This window comes from Vibrio sp. D173a (assembly GCF_030248475.1).
In genome coordinates, this window is sequence record NZ_JAHGAH010001050.1 from 1 (window position 1) to 884 (window position 884).

Consider the following 884-nt stretch of genomic DNA (forward strand, 5'->3'; position numbering starts at 1 on the left):
TCTCTTATATCGACCCATTTAAAACCCTCTGCGGTACACAGCAAGATCTGCTCTCCCTGTGCTTCTGACAGCCAGTTCTTGTTATTCACTTGTGATGGGTTGAGCGCCATCGTTGCTAATAAATATATCTGAAACAGCAAAGCAGCAATGACGTAAATCGCCATTACTTTTTGTTTTATCTGCTTATTTCTTGATATATGCATCACAACATTCAGTTCACTCATTTCGGCGCGGATACTACCAAAGAAATTAATGAGTTGTAATGCTAGGTTTATAAAATGGTGACATAAATACTTAAAATGAATGGTGAATTTGCATCTATACTTTTAGTTGATTCGTTTAAATCGGCTGGCGTTTCTCATTTAAGGACCGTTACTTGTCAGCCCGAATGCTAGGTAGATCCTTCAATGAAAATGGGTGAGTAGTAAGTCAACAATTGATGAGGTTAAACCCTGTTAAGTCATCGATTTGTCATTGAAAAAGTCACCACGTAAACGTTATGTGAGAACCACTGCTGACGCAGGAACTTTAAACAAAAACGTCAGTATTATTAGTGAACTGATGACAACGGAACAACTAATGAAAAAGATACCTTTGGCTTTAACTCTAATAAGTACACTTGTTTTTTCGCACTATTCCATGGCAACGACTGACACTTCCCCTACTACTCAAAATCCAACTTATGAGCTGGACGGCAAATCGGTGCTTGGCCGTACTGAGAATGTCTATCTCTCGAAAGTGGAAGGGTTCAGCGATATTCCTTTTATTGGCAAAATCGATACCGGCGCTGAAACCACGTCGATGCACGCAGAAGATATTACAGTAACCAGTACTCATCCGGATTATAAGAACTTAAAAGACCAAGAGCTGATGCTGGCGCTAAC

General features: G+C 39.8%; 2 pseudogenes. One reads left to right on the top strand and one right to left on the bottom strand.

Annotated features, from left to right (window positions below):
- A pseudogene (locus KIV40_RS31205) lies at nt 1-224 on the bottom strand (hypothetical protein); the annotation flags it as partial.
- Between the two features lie 355 nt (nt 225-579).
- Here KIV40_RS31205 and KIV40_RS31210 point away from each other — a divergent pair.
- Nucleotides 580-884, top strand: a pseudogene (locus KIV40_RS31210) (peptidase); the annotation flags it as partial.